Source organism: Streptomyces sp. NPDC012827, assembly GCF_042900905.1.
In the GTDB taxonomy this organism is placed as follows: domain Bacteria; phylum Actinomycetota; class Actinomycetes; order Streptomycetales; family Streptomycetaceae; genus Streptomyces; species Streptomyces gulbargensis.
This window is the reverse complement of sequence record NZ_JBIBBY010000002.1, coordinates 225,900-241,582: the sequence shown is the minus strand read 5'-3', so window position 1 is coordinate 241,582 and position 15,683 is coordinate 225,900. Positions and strand designations below refer to the sequence as shown.

14 protein-coding genes are annotated in these 15,683 nt (G+C 69.9%); 8 read left to right on the top strand and 6 right to left on the bottom strand.

Annotated elements, in window-relative coordinates:
* The 6 genes from gyrB to dnaA all read right to left on the bottom strand — a co-directional run bounded on the left by gyrB (position 1) and on the right by dnaA (position 9,347).
* Positions 1 to 2,031: a DNA topoisomerase (ATP-hydrolyzing) subunit B gene (gene gyrB, locus ACFY60_RS04490; RefSeq protein ID WP_309050549.1), complete on the bottom strand. Its 2,031-nt coding sequence runs from the start codon at positions 2,029 to 2,031 to the stop codon at positions 1 to 3.
* A gap of 644 nt (positions 2,032 to 2,675) precedes the next feature.
* Positions 2,676 to 3,230: a DUF721 domain-containing protein gene (locus tag ACFY60_RS04485; protein ID WP_388609859.1), complete on the bottom strand. Its 555-nt coding sequence runs from the start codon at positions 3,228 to 3,230 to the stop codon at positions 2,676 to 2,678.
* Positions 3,227 to 4,348, bottom strand: coding sequence for a DNA replication/repair protein RecF (gene recF, locus ACFY60_RS04480; protein WP_388609862.1), 1,122 nt, complete (start codon positions 4,346 to 4,348; stop codon positions 3,227 to 3,229). Before recF ends, ACFY60_RS04485 begins: the two co-directional genes overlap by 4 nt.
* A gap of 57 nt (positions 4,349 to 4,405) precedes the next feature.
* Entirely contained in the window at positions 4,406 to 5,284 is an 879-nt protein-coding gene (gene gnd / locus ACFY60_RS04475) for a phosphogluconate dehydrogenase (NAD(+)-dependent, decarboxylating) (RefSeq protein WP_309050552.1), read from the bottom strand.
* A 109-nt stretch (positions 5,285 to 5,393) separates the two neighbouring features.
* Positions 5,394 to 6,524, bottom strand: coding sequence for a DNA polymerase III subunit beta (dnaN, locus tag ACFY60_RS04470; RefSeq protein ID WP_309050553.1), 1,131 nt, complete (start codon positions 6,522 to 6,524; stop codon positions 5,394 to 5,396).
* 1,029 nt (positions 6,525 to 7,553) lie between these two features.
* Positions 7,554 to 9,347 (bottom strand): chromosomal replication initiator protein DnaA, encoded by a 1,794-nt coding sequence (gene dnaA / locus ACFY60_RS04465; protein WP_388609864.1) that lies wholly within the window; start codon positions 9,345 to 9,347, stop codon positions 7,554 to 7,556.
* A gap of 398 nt (positions 9,348 to 9,745) precedes the next feature.
* On the opposite strand from dnaA, the gene rpmH reads away from it, so the two are divergent.
* The 8 genes from rpmH (at position 9,746) to ACFY60_RS04425 (ending at position 15,667) form a co-directional block, all read left to right on the top strand.
* On the top strand, positions 9,746 to 9,883 hold the full coding sequence (gene rpmH / locus ACFY60_RS04460; RefSeq protein ID WP_125638610.1) for a 50S ribosomal protein L34: 138 nt from the start codon (positions 9,746 to 9,748) through the stop codon (positions 9,881 to 9,883).
* A gap of 19 nt (positions 9,884 to 9,902) precedes the next feature.
* Complete coding sequence (gene rnpA / locus ACFY60_RS04455; protein WP_309050555.1) at positions 9,903 to 10,274, top strand: ribonuclease P protein component; 372 nt, start codon at positions 9,903 to 9,905, stop codon at positions 10,272 to 10,274.
* Positions 10,271 to 10,597: a membrane protein insertion efficiency factor YidD gene (gene yidD / locus ACFY60_RS04450; RefSeq protein WP_309050556.1), complete on the top strand. Its 327-nt coding sequence runs from the start codon at positions 10,271 to 10,273 to the stop codon at positions 10,595 to 10,597. The genes rnpA and yidD overlap by 4 nt, the downstream gene beginning before the upstream one ends.
* 3 nt (positions 10,598 to 10,600) lie before the next feature.
* The gene (gene yidC / locus ACFY60_RS04445; protein ID WP_388609867.1) at positions 10,601 to 11,914 is read left to right on the top strand and encodes a membrane protein insertase YidC; all 1,314 of its coding nucleotides are present in this window, start codon (positions 10,601 to 10,603) and stop codon (positions 11,912 to 11,914) included.
* A 26-nt stretch (positions 11,915 to 11,940) separates the two neighbouring features.
* Positions 11,941 to 12,450 carry a protein jag gene (locus tag ACFY60_RS04440; protein ID WP_388609869.1) on the top strand — a complete coding sequence of 170 codons (510 nt, stop codon included), beginning with the start codon at positions 11,941 to 11,943 and terminating at the stop codon, positions 12,448 to 12,450.
* A gap of 116 nt (positions 12,451 to 12,566) precedes the next feature.
* Positions 12,567 to 13,283 carry a 16S rRNA (guanine(527)-N(7))-methyltransferase RsmG gene (rsmG, locus tag ACFY60_RS04435; protein WP_388609870.1) on the top strand — a complete coding sequence of 239 codons (717 nt, stop codon included), beginning with the start codon at positions 12,567 to 12,569 and terminating at the stop codon, positions 13,281 to 13,283.
* A gap of 237 nt (positions 13,284 to 13,520) precedes the next feature.
* Complete coding sequence (locus tag ACFY60_RS04430; RefSeq protein ID WP_309049789.1) at positions 13,521 to 14,597, top strand: ParA family protein; 1,077 nt, start codon at positions 13,521 to 13,523, stop codon at positions 14,595 to 14,597.
* The gene (locus tag ACFY60_RS04425) at positions 14,594 to 15,667 is read left to right on the top strand and encodes a ParB/RepB/Spo0J family partition protein (protein ID WP_388609873.1); all 1,074 of its coding nucleotides are present in this window, start codon (positions 14,594 to 14,596) and stop codon (positions 15,665 to 15,667) included. Before ACFY60_RS04430 ends, ACFY60_RS04425 begins: the two co-directional genes overlap by 4 nt.
* The last annotated feature ends 16 nt before the right edge of the window (positions 15,668 to 15,683 follow it).

Below are 15,683 nucleotides of genomic sequence, written 5' to 3'. Positions count from 1 at the left end.
TCAGATGTCGAGGAAGCGAACGTCCTTGGCGTTGCGCTGGATGAACGAGCGCCGGGCCTCGACGTCCTCGCCCATCAGCACCGAGAACAGGTCGTCGGCCTGGGCGGCGTCGTCGAGGGTGACCTGGCCGAGCACGCGGTGCTCCTGGTCCATGGTGGTGATGCGCAGCTCCTCGGCGTTCATCTCGCCGAGACCCTTGAAGCGCTGGATCGAGTCCTCGCGGATCCGCTTGCCGTTCTGCTTGCCGAGCTCGACGAGCGCGTCCCGCTCCCGGTCCGAGTAGGCGTACTCGAAGTCGTCGCGGCCCCACTTGATCTTGTAGAGCGGCGGGCGGGAGAGGTAGACGTGACCGGCCTCGACCAGGGGGCGCATGAAGCGGAAGAGGAAGGTCAGCAGGAGGGTGTTGATGTGCTGGCCGTCGACGTCGGCGTCCGCCATCAGAATGATCTTGTGGTAGCGGAGCTTCTCGATGTCGAAGTCCTCGTGGACCCCGGTGCCGAAGGCCGAGATCAGCGCCTGGACCTCGGTGTTCTGCAGGATCTTGTCGATCCGGGCCTTCTCCACGTTCAGGATCTTGCCGCGGATCGGCAGGATGGCCTGGTACATGGGGTTCCGGCCGGACTTCGCCGAGCCGCCGGCGGAGTCACCCTCGACGATGAAGATCTCGCACTTGGTCGGGTCGTTCGACTGGCAGTCGGACAGCTTGCCCGGGAGCGACGCCGACTCCAGCAGACCCTTGCGGCGGGTCAGGTCGCGGGCCTTGCGCGCGGCCACGCGCGCGGTGGCGGCCTGGATGCCCTTGCGGATGATGTCCGCGGCCTCGTTCGGGTTCCGGTCGAACCAGTCGGTGAGGTGCTCGAAGACGACCTTCTGCACGAAGGTCTTCGCCTCGGTGTTGCCGAGCTTGGTCTTCGTCTGGCCCTCGAACTGCGGCTCGCCGATCTTGACCGAGATGATCGCGGTCAGACCCTCGCGGATGTCGTCACCCGTGAGGTTGTCGTCCTTCTCGCGGAGCAGCTTCTTCTCGCGCGCGTACTTGTTGACGAGGGTCGTCAGCGCCGCGCGGAAGCCCTCCTCGTGCGTACCGCCCTCGTGGGTGTGGATCGTGTTCGCGAAGGAGTACACGCCCTCGCTGTACGACGAGTTCCACTGCATCGCGATCTCGACCGAGAGCAGACGCTCCTTGTCCTCGGCCTCGATGTCGATGACGGTGGGGTGGATCAGGTCGCCCTTGCGTGAATTGAGGTACTTCACGAAGTCGACGATGCCGCCCTCGTAGTGGTACTTCACGGTGCGGGCGGCGGGCTCGGCGGCGGCCTCGGAGTCCGGGTCGTCGGCGCCGACGGTGGCCTTCGCGGACTCCCGCTCGTCGGTGAGCGTGATCGTCAGGCCCTTGTTGAGGAAGGCCATCTCCTGGAAACGGCGCGAGAGCGTCTCGAAGGAGTACTCGGTCGTCTCGAAGATGTCCGGGTCGGCCCAGAAGGTGACCGACGTGCCGGTCTCCTCGGTCGCCTCGTGCTGGGCGAGGGGCGCGGTCGGAGCGCCCATCTTGTAGTCCTGCGTCCAGCGGTGGCCGTCGGTCTTCACCTCGACGGCGACCTTGGTGGACAGGGCGTTCACGACGGAGACGCCGACGCCGTGCAGACCACCGGAGACCGCGTAGCCGCCGCCCCCGAACTTGCCGCCCGCGTGCAGCACGGTCAGCACGACCTCGAGGGCCGGCTTGCCCTCGGAGGCCACGATGCCCACCGGGATGCCACGGCCGTTGTCGACGACGCGCACGCCGCCGTCGGCGAGGATCGTGACGTCGATGGTGTCCGCGTGCCCGGCCAGGGCTTCGTCGACCGAGTTGTCGACGACCTCCTGCACCATGTGGTGCAGACCGCGCTCACCGGTCGAGCCGATGTACATGCCAGGGCGCTTGCGCACCGCATCCAGACCCTCGAGTACCTGGATGTTGCTGGCGGTGTACTGGTTGTTCTCGTTGGGGTTGCCGGAATCGGCCACGAAGCGCCCTTTCTGGCACAGCACAGGCCGTCTCCGGGCATGCGGGAGCGGCTGCGTCGTTCGACATGTTCCGCGGGGTGGCGGGATTGCCTCCCAGTCTACCGGTAGCGCCGACAGTCATGGGGGTTTGCCGGTACCTGAATGCTCATGTGCCGCCCTGCGCGGCCCCGAGACGACTCCCCATATCCGGATAGGGGCTCCAGGGCCCCCTGACGGCCACCTAGCGCTTCGAGCGGTGACCGGTTGTGGGCAACCGGTCTCAGGAGTCCCGAGCGGTGTGCGCCGAGGGGCGGCCGCCGCGGTTCGGCGTCGCGGACACGCGCCCCGGGACGGGGCCGCGGGGCATGCCTCGCGCCGGGGGGAACGGACGCCCCTGCGCGCCGGCGCCCCCCTTGTAGGACCCGTGCCACGAGGTCCCGGTTCCGCGGGGCGGCGCCCTGCAGCGGGTCCTGCCCGCGAGAACCGGCCCGCACCACCAGGGGCGGCACGAGCGGGGTCCTCGGGAAGCACCGTACGGGGAAGTGCCGTACGGGAAGGCGCCGTGGAGCGGGCTGCCCTGCGGGAGGGCGCGGTACAAGCGGGCGCCGTGCAGGAGGCCCCGTACAAGAGGGGCGCGGTACGGGAAGACGCCGTGCGGGAGGGCGCCGTGCGGGAGGGCCGTCGGTGCCCTACCCGTACGTGTCCCCCGGTCCCACCGACCCCGGCGCCCGCAGCGGTCCGTAACCCCGCCGCGGCCCGCCCGGGCCCAGCACCTTGATGAGCCGGACCGTCCCGTGCCCCAGGTCCTCGTTCAGCCGCGCGACCAGCGTCGGCGCGAGCAGCCGCAACTGTGTCGCCCAGGCCGTCGAGTCGCACTGCACGGTCAGCACGCGCGCGTCCGGCTCCTCCTCGTACCGCACGGGTACGCAGTGCTTGGCCAGATCCTCGCCGACGATCTGCGGCCAGCGGCCCATGACCCCGCCGACCGCCGCCGGGGTCTCCCAGCCGCGCTCGGTGATGAGCCGGTTGATCGCGGCGCCGAGCTCCATGGGGTCCCGGCCGTCGGCCCGCGCCCCGGAGCGCAGGCCGCCGCCGCGCCGCGCCTGCTTCTTCTGCTGGGCCGCCGCGCCCCGCGCCCGCGCCTGTTCCTTCGCGGCGCGCAGCGCGACCCGGGCGAGGTCCACACCCGAGGGCTCCGGCGCCGCCGACTTGTCCACAGCCTGTGGGAGAGTTTCGTCACTCATACTCGCTCCACTGTTCCTCCGGCCACCGCGTACCGGGCCCCGGCGAGGACCTCCGGTACGTCGTCGTCCACCGCGGCCGTCACCAGCACCTGCTCGCCGTGGGCCACCAGCTCCGCCAGCCGCTCGCGCCGGCGCGCGTCCAGCTCGGCGAAGACGTCGTCGAGCACGAGGACCGGCTCGTTGCCCTCCGCGCGCAGCAGGTCGTACGAGGCGAGGCGGAGCGCGAGGGCATAGGACCAGGACTCGCCGTGGCTGGCGTACCCCTTCGCGGGCAGGTCCCCGAGCTTGAGCAGCAGGTCGTCCCGGTGCGGTCCGACGAGGGTGACGCCCCGCTCGATCTCCTGCTTGCGGACGTCGGCGAGGGCGGCGAGCAGCTGGGTGTACAGCTCCTCCCGGCTCTGTCCGGCGCCCGGAGCGGAGGAACGGTACTCCAGCAGGACCGGCCCTCCCCCGGGCGCGAGCTGCTCGTACGCCTTGTCGGCGAGCGGCTGGAGGGTGTGGACGAGGTCCAGGCGCTGGGCGAGCAACTCGGCCCCGGCGCGGGCCAGGTGCTGGTCCCAGACGTCGAGGGTGGACAGGTCCATGCCGCGTCCGCCGTGACGCCGGGCCATGGCCGCCGACTTCAGGAGCGTGTTGCGCTGCTTGAGCACGCGCTCGTAGTCGGAGCGCACGCCCGCCATGCGCGGCGCGCGCGCCGTGATCAGCTCGTCGAGGAAGCGCCGGCGCTCGCCGGGGTCGCCCTTCACCAGGGCGAGGTCCTCCGGCGCGAAGAGCACGGTCCGCACGATCCCCACCACGTCCCGCGGCTTGACCTGCGAGGACCTGTTGATACGGGCGCGGTTGGCGCGGCCGGGGTTGAGTTCCAGCTCGATCAGCTGGGAGCGCTCGCCCTGGGTGACGGCGGCGCGGATGACCGCCCGCTCGGCGCCCATGCGGACGAGCGGCGCGTCGGAGGCGACCCGGTGGCTGCCGAGCGTGGCGAGGTAGCCGACGGCCTCGACCAGGTTGGTCTTGCCCTGGCCGTTGGCGCCCACGAACGCGGTGACGCCCGGGTCGAGCGGGACCTCGACCCGGGCGTACGAGCGGAAGTCGGCCAGCGAGAGATGCGTGACGTGCATGGTGGGCGCCGACCTTCCCCCGGCGGGCTGTGCACCGCAGGGTGCACAGCCTGTGGATTACTTCTTCGTCTCGACCGCGTGACCGCCGAACTGGTTGCGCAGCGCGGCGATCATCTTCATCTGCGGCGAGTCGTCCTGACGGGAGGCGAACCGCGCGAACAGGGACGCGGTGATCGCCGGCAGCGGAACCGCGTTGTCGATGGCGGCCTCGACCGTCCACCGGCCCTCGCCGGAGTCCGACGCGTAGCCCCGGAGCTTCTCCAGGTGCTCGTCCTCGTCCAGCGCGTTCACGGCCAGGTCGAGCAGCCAGGAACGGATGACCGTGCCCTCCTGCCAGGAGCGGAAGACCTCGCGGACGTCGGTGACCGAGTCGACCTTCTCCAGGAGCTCCCAGCCCTCGGCGTAGGCCTGCATCATCGCGTACTCGATGCCGTTGTGGACCATCTTCGCGAAGTGCCCGGCGCCGACCTTGCCCGCGTGCACCGCACCGTACGGGCCCTCGGGCTTGAGCGCGTCGAAGATCGGCTGGACCCGGGCCACGTGCTCGGCGTCGCCGCCGTACATCAGCGCGTAGCCGTTCTCCAGGCCCCATACGCCACCGGAGACGCCGCAGTCGACGAAGCCGATGCCCTTGGCGGCGAGCTCCTCCGCGTGCTTCTCGTCGTCCGTCCAGCGCGAGTTGCCGCCGTCCACCACGATGTCGCCGGGGGAGAGCAGCTCCGCCAGCTCGTCGATCGTGGACTGGGTCGCCGGGCCGGCGGGGACCATGACCCACACGACACGCGGGCCCTTGAGCTTGCCCACCAGCTCTTCCAGGCTGGGGACGTCGGCGAGGTCCGGGTTGCGGTCGTATCCGATGACGGTGTGGCCTGCGCGGCGGATGCGCTCGCGCATGTTGCCGCCCATCTTGCCGAGACCGACGAGACCGAGCTCCATCAGAGATTCCTTAAGCGTCGTGTGCGGTTTTCCCGGGTCCGAGCCTACGCCCGGACCCGGGTGCACACCTGTGGGGTCAGCCGCTCAGTCGACCACCGGGCCGGGGCCCTCAGCCGGACAGCCGCACCGGCATGATCAGGTACTTGTAGGCCTCGTCCGCCTCGGCGTCCACGGCCGGCTTGCCGCTCAGCAGCGCGGGCTTGGTGGAGGTCGTGAAGGAGAGCTGGGCGACCGGGGAGTCGATCGCGCTCAGGCCGTCCAGGAGGAAGGTCGGGTTGAAGGCGATCGAGATGTCGTCGCCCTCCAGCTGCGCGTCGACCCTTTCCACAGCCTGTGCGTCGTCGCTGGAGCCGGCCTCCAGGATGAGCACGCCCTGCTCGAAGGTGAGCCGGACCGGGGTGTTGCGCTCGGCGACCAGGGCCACGCGCTTGACGGCCTCGACGAACGGGGCGGTCTCGATCACGGCGACCGAGTTGAACTCGGTGGGGAACAGCGTCCGGTACTTCGGCAGGTCGCCCTCGAGCAGACGGGTGGTGGTGCGGCGGCCCGCGCCCTCGAAGCCGATGAGGCCCTCGCCCTTGCCGGAGCCGGAGAGCGCCAGGGTGACCGTGTCACCGCTGGTGAGCGCCTTGGCGGTGTCCAGGAGGGTCTTCGCGGGCACCAGGGCGACCGCGGAGGCGTCGGGGGACTCCGGCTTCCACAGGAACTCGCGGACCGCGAAGCGGTAGCGGTCGGTGGAGGCCAGGGTGACCGTGTCGCCCTCGATCTCGATGCGCACACCGGTGAGGACGGGCAGCGTGTCGTCGCGGCCGGCGGCGATGGCCACCTGTGCGGCGGCGGAGGCGAAGACCTCGCCGGGGACGGTGCCGGTCGCGGTGGGCATCTCGGGCAGCGCCGGGTACTCCTCCACAGGCAGGGTGTGGAGGGTGAAGCGGGAGGAGCCGCAGACCACGGTCGCCCGCACACCGTCGGTGGAGATCTCCACCGGCCGGTTGGGGAGGGCGCGGCAGATGTCGGCGAGCAGGCGGCCGGAGACCAGGACGGTGCCGTCCTCCTCGACCTCGGCCTCGACCGAGACCCGGGCGGAGACCTCGTAGTCGAAGCTGGAGAAGCTCAGGGCGCCGTCCTCGGCCTTCAGGAGAAGGCCCGCGAGGACGGGCGCCGGCGGACGGGCCGGGAGGCTGCGGGCCACCCAGGCCACCGCCTCCGCGAGTACATCGCGCTCCACCCGGATCTTCACCGGAACCGCCTCCTGCTTGTTGCTGGCTCGTCGACTGCGGCATCCAGTCTGACGTACGCCACGGACACTCGGTGCGGCTCGGGGTCAAGTCGCGTCGAGGGGCGGTCGGGGCTCCGGCGTCGAGTTGTGCACAGGTCCCACTTCGAAGCGGATTCCGGGCTAACTCTAAGTGGGAGTAGTAGTAGGGCCTGTGGAAACGGTGGATAACGTCGTCCACGCAGGTCAGGGCCCGTTTTTTGTCCACCGTGCCTGTGGGTGGAACCGGTGGACAACCTGGGGTCTCTGTGGACGCCCGAAAGTTCTGCACACCCGATTCACAGGCCACGGGGAGTTCTCCCCAGCGCTGTCCCCAGCTTTCCCCCGGTTCCCCACAGCCCAAACGTCTCCTTCGGTGTGACGCCTTTCACTCGACGCGGTGAGGAGGGGACTTTTGTTGCCGAACAGTGGACAGGGGTGTGGAGAAGCTGTGGGCAACCACCGGCCCCCTGTGGGTGGCCGGTGGACAAGTCTCCGGGGCCCCTGTGGACGAAAGATTCATCCACAGGCTGTGGAGAGTGGTTGCGCACAATTCCACACCCTGCTGACCTGGTGTGATGACCTGTCAGTAGGCCGTCCTGTGGACACCATCCGGATAACTTCGCAGTCCCCACCCTGTGGACGGGAGATCATCCCCCAATCTGTGGAGAACCTGCCACCGGAACGGAGTAATCGAACAGCGGGCCGCGGCGGCGAGCAGGGCGGAGGCCTCCAGCAGACGACCGCGAGGCGCTCCGGAGACGATCCGGAGGTGTTCCGGAGACGGTGCGGAGGCGCTCACGAGACGCACAGGAGAAGAGGCCGGAGCCGTCGCAAGGGCCCGGGCGGGCGTCCCCGACCGCGGCCCTGTGACGCATGTGGAGCGCGCAGATCCACGGGCCGGCACGGGGAGCCCTCCGGGCGCCCACCCGTGGACATGGCGAAGGGCGCCCCGGGAGCAGTCCCGGAGCGCCCTCCGTACACGCCGCACGCCGAGCACTCGGCGCCGTGGCGTCAGCCGTTCTTGATGCGGTTGGTGAGTTCGGTGACCTGGTTGTAGATGGAGCGCCGCTCGGCCATGAGGGCCCGGATCTTGCGGTCCGCGTGCATCACCGTCGTATGGTCCCGGCCGCCGAACTGCGCGCCGATCTTCGGCAGCGACAGGTCCGTCAGCTCCCGGCACAGATACATGGCGATCTGGCGGGCCGTCACCAGCACGCGGCTGCGCGAGGAACCGCACAGGTCCTCCACCGTGAGCCCGAAGTAGTCCGCCGTCGCCGCCATGATCGCGGGCGCGGTGATCTCCGGAGCCGTGTCCTCGCCGCCGGGGATCAGGTCCTTCAGGACGATCTCGGTGAGGCCGAGGTCCACCGGCTGCCGGTTCAGACTCGCGAAGGCCGTCACCCGGATCAGCGCGCCCTCCAGCTCCCGGATGTTGCGGGAGATGCGGGAGGCGATGAACTCCAGGACCTCCGGCGGGGCGTTGAGCTGCTCCTGCACCGCCTTCTTCCGCAGGATCGCGATCCGCGTCTCCAGTTCGGGCGGCTGGACATCGGTGGTGAGACCCCACTCGAAGCGGTTGCGGAGCCGGTCCTCCAGGGTCACCAGCTGCTTCGGCGGCCGGTCCGAGGAGAGCACGATCTGCTTGTTCGCGTTGTGGAGCGTGTTGAAGGTGTGGAAGAACTCCTCCTGCGTCGACTCCTTGCTCGCGAGGAACTGGATGTCGTCGACGAGCAGGATGTCCACGTCGCGGTACCGCTTGCGGAAGGCGTCACCCTTGCCGTCGCGGATGGAGTTGATGAACTCGTTCGTGAACTCCTCCGAGCTCACGTACCGCACGCGCGTGCCGGGGTACAGGCTGCGCGCGTAGTGGCCGATGGCGTGCAGCAGATGGGTCTTGCCGAGTCCCGACTCCCCGTAGATGAAGAGGGGGTTGTACGCCTTCGCCGGCGCCTCGGCCACCGCGACCGCGGCGGCGTGCGCGAAGCGGTTCGAGGAACCGATGACGAAGGTGTCGAAGAGGTACTTGGGGTTCAGGCGCGCGTGCTGCTCGTTGGGCGCGCCCGAGCCGGAGCCCGGTGCCCCACCGGAGGAGCCGGGTCCGCCGTGACCGCCGCCGGGGACGGGGCCGCCGGGCCGGGGGCCCGGCCGGGCGCCGGGGCCCGGCGGCTCGGACAGCTCGCCGCGGTCGTGCCGCTGGTCGTAGCCCCGGGCGCGCTCGTCGTAACGGGACGGCGGGGACTGCTCCGGACCGGTGGAGTTGCCGGGCCCGGTGTACGGGGCGCGCTCCTGGTAGCCGCCGAGGCGCGGCTGCTGCCAGGACAGGTCGTCCTGGCTGCGCGGCCAGGCCCCGGGGTCGGGCCGCTGCGGCTGCTGGTAGTCCGGGTAGGCCGGGCGCGCGGTGGGCAGCCCGTCGTCGGGCAGGGAGCGGTGGCCGTACCCCTCGTACTTCTCGTACGGCTCGGGCTGCGGGCGCTCGTCGTAGCGCGACTGCTGCGGCTGCTGGACCGGGGGCGCGGGCGGGGCCGGATCGCCGGCCGAGTCGTCGACGGTGATCGCGATCCGGATCGGTCGGCCGCACTCACGGCTCAGGGTCTCGCTGATCAGCGGGGCGAGCCGGCCCTCCAGGACGCGCTTGCCCCACTCGTTGGGGACCGCGAGGAGCGCGGTGTCCGCGACCAGGGCGAGCGGCTGGCACCGCTCGATCCACTGCTTGTCCTTGGGCTCGATCCCCTGCTGGCCTTCGCCGAGGAGCTGCTCGAGAACACGTGGCCAGACTGCGGCAAGATCAGCAGGAACGTCAGCCACAGGGCACGCTTTCTCGCAGGTCCCACGCAGGTGTGCTTCTCGGGACGGTGGATCGAGGTCTGGAAGGACGGGGGGTCCGCAGGGACAGGAAAGGACAGAACGGAAAAGATTGTGGAGTCCAGCCACGGTAGTCGGGGCGGCTGACGTGGTTCAAGTTGTTGTCCACAGCCTGTGCACAATGGACCCCGGCAACGGGCCGGTTTGACCGGATGGCGTAGCCGCGCGTACCGTAACCAGGTCGAGTTGTCGATGGCTGCTGCCGCCTGCCTCCGATGGGCAAAGGTCACGATCCGTGATCACGAAGCGGTGCACTCGGGCGTATTGCGAGCTACTCGTGGGCGCACGGTGACAGCCAGGCGATGTCCCGCCACCACCCGAATCATTTCTGGAGCCCCCGAGTGAGCAAGCGCACCTTCCAGCCGAACAACCGTCGTCGCGCGAAGACCCACGGCTTCCGCCTGCGCATGCGTACCCGTGCCGGTCGTGCCATCCTGGCCGCCCGTCGTGGCAAGGGTCGCGCCCGCCTGTCCGCCTGATCCGCGCACAGGTCATGACGTGCTGCCTACCGAGAATCGGCTGAGGCGGCGCGAGGACTTCGCGACCGCGGTACGCCGAGGACGCCGGGCCGGACGCCCGCTCCTCGTCGTGCACCTACGCAGCGGTGCAACGGACCCGCACGCGCCTGGGGAGAGCGCTCCCCCGACGCGTGCGGGTTTCGTCGTGAGCAAGGCCGTGGGCGGGGCGGTCATCCGCAACCAGGTCAAGCGACGCCTGCGCCACCTCGTCCGCGACCGGCTCTCCACGCTGCCGCCGGGTAGCCTGGTGGTCGTACGGGCGTTGCCCGGAGCCGGTGACGCCGACCACGCACAGCTGGCCCGAGACCTGGACGCCGCCTTGCAGCGGCTGCTGGGAGGGGGCACGCGATGAAGTACCCGCTGCTGGCTCTCATCAAGCTGTACCAGTGGACGATCAGCCCCCTCCTGGGCCCCGTCTGCCGGTACTACCCGTCGTGTTCCCACTACGGATTCACGGCCATCGACCGGCATGGCGCGATCAAGGGCACTGCCCTGACCGCCTGGCGCATCCTGCGGTGCAACCCGTGGTCGCCCGGCGGCGTGGACCACGTTCCCCCGCGTAAGCGTCCCCGCTGGCACGAAATCCTCAGGAACGCGCTGCGCGGCGACACGGGCGGGAGCTCCGCCGAGACGAGCCCGGCCGCAGAGACCTCGCCCAATGCTCAAGGAGCCTGATTAGTGGACACGATTGCCAGTTTTTTCAGCTTCATCACCACCCCCGTCGCATGGGTGATCGTCCAGTTCCACAAGGTCTACGGGGCGATCTTCGGCCCTGACACGGGCTGGGCCTGGGGCCTGTCGATCGTGTCCCTGGTGGTGCTGATCCGTATCTGCCTGATCCCGCTGTTCGTCAAGCAGATCAAGTCGACGCGGAACATGCAGGCGCTCCAGCCGAAGATGAAGGCGATCCAGGAGCGCTACAAGAGCGACAAGCAGCGTCAGTCCGAAGAGATGATGAAGCTCTACAAGGAGACGGGCACCAACCCGCTCTCCTCGTGTCTTCCCATCCTGGCCCAGTCGCCGTTCTTCTTCGCGCTGTACCACGTGCTCGCGAGCATCGCCAACGGCGACACCGTGGGTGACGTCATCGACCAGCCGCTGCTGGAGAGCGCCCGCCAGGCCCACATCTTCGGTGCCCCGCTGGCCGCCACCTTCACCGACAGCGCCGCCGACGTCGCCGCGCTCGACGCCTCGCTGACCTCGGTCCGCATCGTCACCGCGATCATGATCATCATGATGTCGGCCTCGCAGTTCTTCACCCAGCGCCAGCTGATGATGAAGAACGTCGACCTCTCCGTGAAGACGCCGTACATGCAGCAGCAGAAGATGCTCATGTACATCTTCCCGGTGATCTTCGCCGTCATGGGCATCAACTTCCCCGTCGGTGTCCTCGTCTACTGGCTGACCACCAACGTGTGGACCATGGGCCAGCAGATGTACGTGATCAACCAGAACCCGACCCCGGGCAGCAAGGCGCAGGACGCCTACCTGCAGCGTCTGCTCAAGAGCGTCACGCACCACGGTGAGGTGCGCGGACGGCGCCGCAAGAACGTGGTCAAGGCGATCGTCGCCAAGGGCACCGACCGCAACGAGAACGAGCGCCGCTTCTTCAGCGGTCTCGCCAAGGCCGGCTTCGCCGCGCAGGCCGACGGCACCGTCATCAAGAGCGACACCCTCACGGTCGAGGCCGAGATCGGTGCCGGCGCGAGGCGGCAGCAGCCGAAGCGCCAGACGAAGGCCAAGCGTCAGGCCGCGGCCGGCACCCAGCCGGTGAAGGGTGCCGAGGAGACCGAGGCGACCACCACCTCCCTGGAGAAGAAGCCCGCGGCCCCGGCCAAGGGGTCCACGGCGGCCGAGACCCAGGACAAGGCCCCGGCCCAGGGTGACAAGCCCGCCCGTCCGAGCCGCGCCAACTCCGGCGGAGCCCGCCAGGCCAAGTCCGGTCAGCGCAAGGGCCAGCAGCGGCCCAAGCACCCGTCCTCCAAGAAGTAAGCCCCGAAGCAAGAAGGAGTCCGTCCGTGACGGAAGGCACCACCGCCGCCGCCGAGGGTGGCGACACCCTGACCCGCCTCGAGCAGGAGGGCGAGATCGCGGCCGACTACCTTGAGGGCCTGCTCGACATCGCCGATCTCGACGGCGACATCGACATGGACGTCGAGGCGGACCGGGCCGCGGTCTCGATCATCAGCGACTCCGACAGCCGTGACCTGCAGAAGCTCGTCGGCCGCGACGGGGAGGTCCTGGAGGCGCTGCAGGAGCTGACCCGGCTGGCCGTGCACCGCGAGACCGGTGACCGCAGCCGTCTGATGCTCGACATCGCCGGTTTCCGCGCGAAGAAGCGGTCCGAGCTGGCCACCCTGGGTGCCAAGGCCGCGGCCGAGGTCAAGGCCTCCGGCGAGCCGGTCAAGCTGGACCCGATGACCCCGTTCGAGCGGAAGGTCGTGCACGACGCGGTCGCCGCCGCCGGCCTGCGCAGCGAGTCCGAGGGCGAGGAGCCGCAGCGCTTCGTCATCGTGCTCCCTGCCTGACCCTTCTCGTCTGTCGGCCCCGTCTGTGCGCAGACGGGGCCGATCTTTGTCAGCCTGATAGTTCAGCCACCACAGTGCGCTCGCACGTACGCGTGCGGTACGGAAGGACGGTTCCCGTGACGGAGGCAGCGGAGCTCCCCGAGGCTCCGGAGCAGGCGCGGACAGTCTTCGGTGAGTACTTCCCGGAGGCCGTGCGGTACGCGGAGCTGCTCGCGGACGCCGGCGTGAAGCGGGGGCTCATCGGCCCGCGTGAGGTGCCACGGCTCTGGGAGCGGCACCTGCTGAACTGCGCGGTCCTCTCCGAGGTCGTCCCGGAGGGCGTCACGGTCTGCGACGTCGGCTCGGGCGCCGGGCTGCCCGGCATCCCGCTGGCCCTCGTCCGGCCGGACCTGAAGATCACGCTCCTGGAGCCGCTGCTGCGCCGGATCAACTTCCTCCAAGAGGTCGTGGAGCTGCTGGGCCTGGATCACGTGACCGTGGTCCGGGGCCGCGCGGAGGAGATGCTCGGCAAGGTCCCGCCCGTGCATGTGGTGACCGCCCGCGCGGTGGCTCCCCTGGACCGGCTCGCGGGCTGGGGTGTACCGCTGCTGCGCCCCTACGGAGAGATGCTGCTGCTCAAGGGTGACACCGCCGAGGAGGAGCTGGACGCGGCGCGCTCCGCTCTCTCGAAGCTCGGTGTGGTGGAGACCTCCGTGCTGCAGGTCGGCGAGGGAATCGTCGATCCGATGTCGACCGTCGTACGGGCCGAGGTCGGGGAGAGCCCGGGCGGTGTGCGGTTCGCTGCCAAGCGGGCCAAGGCCGCGCGGACGAGCAAGACCCGCCGACGTCGCTGAGACGTCGCATACGTACCTTTTCGGAGTGTCGAGCGGTCCCGGCCTGGGTGCGGGGGCATCGTGTTTCACGTGAAACGTCGCTCACTGCTTCGGGGGATCATCAGCCGTGGCCGCGCGGCTGCCGAACCCCGGGACCGCCGACCCCGAGTGAAACCACCCATGAGGGTTGCCGAGTTGTCCACAGAGGTGGATTCCTCCACAGAACCACCGACCTCGCTGGTTCCTGACACGGAAAGCATGGCAGGCTCTCCTCATCGCGAGCTTGATGCCGAGGAGAGTGAATCCTTGCGGTCCGACGCCAACATCGCGGGGCCGATGACCGACCCGGTCCCCGGTCCCCGCACCGAATCGGTCGGGGAGGATGTTTCACGTGAAACACCGCCCCCGATGGACGACACCCCCATCGGACGTGCTGCCCAGTTGGCAGTAGCGGCGCTGGGCCGTGCCGGTGAGGGGCTCCCCCGACCGGACCGGACCCGGATCATGGTCGTCGCCAACCAGAAGGGTGGCGTCGGGAAGACCACCACGACGGTCAACATCGCCGCCTCCCTGGCACTGCACGGAGCCCGGGTGCTGGTCATCGACCTGGACCCGCAGGGGAACGCCTCCACGGCTCTGGGCATCGACCATCACGCCGAGGTCCCCTCGATCTACGACGTGCTGGTGGACAGCAAGCCGCTCTCCGACGTGGTGCAGCCCGTGCGCGACGTGGAGGGACTGTTCTGTGCCCCCGCGACGATCGACCTCGCGGGCGCGGAGATCGAGCTGGTCTCGCTGGTGGCACGAGAGAGCCGGCTCCAGCGGGCGATCCAGGCCTACGAGCAGCCGCTCGACTACATCCTCATCGACTGCCCGCCCTCACTCGGACTGCTCACGGTCAACGCCATGGTGGCGGGAGCCGAGGTGCTGATCCCGATCCAGTGCGAGTACTACGCCCTGGAAGGGCTGGGGCAGCTCCTGCGGAACGTGGAACTGGTCCGTGGCCATCTCAACCCGGGGCTGCACGTCTCCACGATCCTGCTCACCATGTACGACGGCCGGACGAGGCTCGCCTCGCAGGTCGCCGAAGAGGTGCGCACCCACTTCGGGGACGAGGTGCTGCGGACCAGCATCCCGCGGTCCGTACGCATCTCCGAGGCGCCGAGCTACGGGCAGACCGTGCTCACCTACGACCCGGGCTCCAGCGGCGCCCTGTCGTACCTCGAAGCGGCCCGGGAGATCGCCCTGCGGGGAGTCTCCGTGCACTACGACGCCCAGAACGCCCATCTCGGGCACCAGAACAACCAGCGCAGCATGGCGGAGGGTCTTCAGTGAGTGAGCGACGCAGGGGTCTGGGACGAGGGCTCGGTTCCCTGATCCCCTCGGCTCCCCAGGAGCGGCAGGCGCCGCTGGTCGGTGTCGGGGCCGGTACGACGTCTCCCGGCGTGGTTCCGGCGCTGCCGGGCGAGCGCGGACTTCCCGCCGCGAAGACGGCGACGCTCCCCCCGGGCGTGGCCACGACCGGGACCCCGGGGCCCGCGGACCAGCCCCCGGCTCCGGCGGGAGCGTACTTCGCGGAACTGCCGCTCGGCGCGATCACCCCGAACCCCCGGCAGCCGCGTGAGGTCTTCGACGAGGACGCCCTGGCCGAGCTGGTCACCTCCATCAAGGAAGTCGGCCTGCTCCAGCCCGTGGTCGTACGCCAGGTCGGCACCGACCGCTACGAGCTCATCATGGGTGAGCGGCGCTGGCGGGCCTGCACCGAAGCGGGCCTGGAGCGGATCCCCGCGATCGTCCGGGCCACCGAGGACGAGAAGCTGCTCCTGGACGCGCTCCTGGAGAACCTGCACCGGGCGCAGCTGAACCCGCTGGAGGAGGCCGCGGCCTACGACCAGCTGCTCAAGGACTTCGACTGCACCCACGACCAGCTGGCCGACCGGATCGGGCGGTCCCGCTCGCAGGTCTCCAACACGCTGCGTCTGCTGCGGCTGCCCACCACGGTGCAGACGCGGGTCGCCGCCGGCACCATCTCCGCCGGTCACGCCCGCGCGCTGCTGGCCCTGGAGGACGCCGAGGCCCAGGACAAGCTGGCCTACCGGATCATCGCGGAGGGCCTTTCCGTGCGGACGGTCGAGGAGATCGTCCGCACGATGGCCTCGGAGCCCCCGGCGGCCAAGCCCAAGCCCCGGGCCGGGGCCCGCGTCTCTCCCGCGCTCTCGGAGCTGGCGACGCGCCTGTCGGACCGCTTCGAGACCCGGGTGAAGGTGGACCTGGGGCAGAAGAAGGGCAAGATCGTCGTCGAGTTCGCCTCGATGGAGGACCTGGAGCGGATCCTCACCACCCTGGCGCCCGGCGAGGGGCGCGTCATGGACGCGAAGAGCACCGCTGAGGGCGACAGGGGCTGACCGCCAACGCCGCCGA

Bases quoted from the DNA above. Each gene is read 5' to 3' on its own strand.
- ACFY60_RS04485 (WP_388609859.1), bottom strand. From the start codon at position 3,230: ATGAGTGACGAAACTCTCCCACAGGCTGTGGACAAGTCGGCGGCGCCG.
- recF (WP_388609862.1), bottom strand. From the start codon at position 4,348: ATGCACGTCACGCATCTCTCGCTGGCCGACTTCCGCTCGTACGCCCGG.
- gnd (WP_309050552.1), bottom strand. From the start codon at position 5,284: ATGGAGCTCGGTCTCGTCGGTCTCGGCAAGATGGGCGGCAACATGCGC.
- yidD (WP_309050556.1), top strand. From the start codon at position 10,271: ATGAAGTACCCGCTGCTGGCTCTCATCAAGCTGTACCAGTGGACGATC.
- ACFY60_RS04430 (WP_309049789.1), top strand. From the start codon at position 13,521: ATGGCAGGCTCTCCTCATCGCGAGCTTGATGCCGAGGAGAGTGAATCC.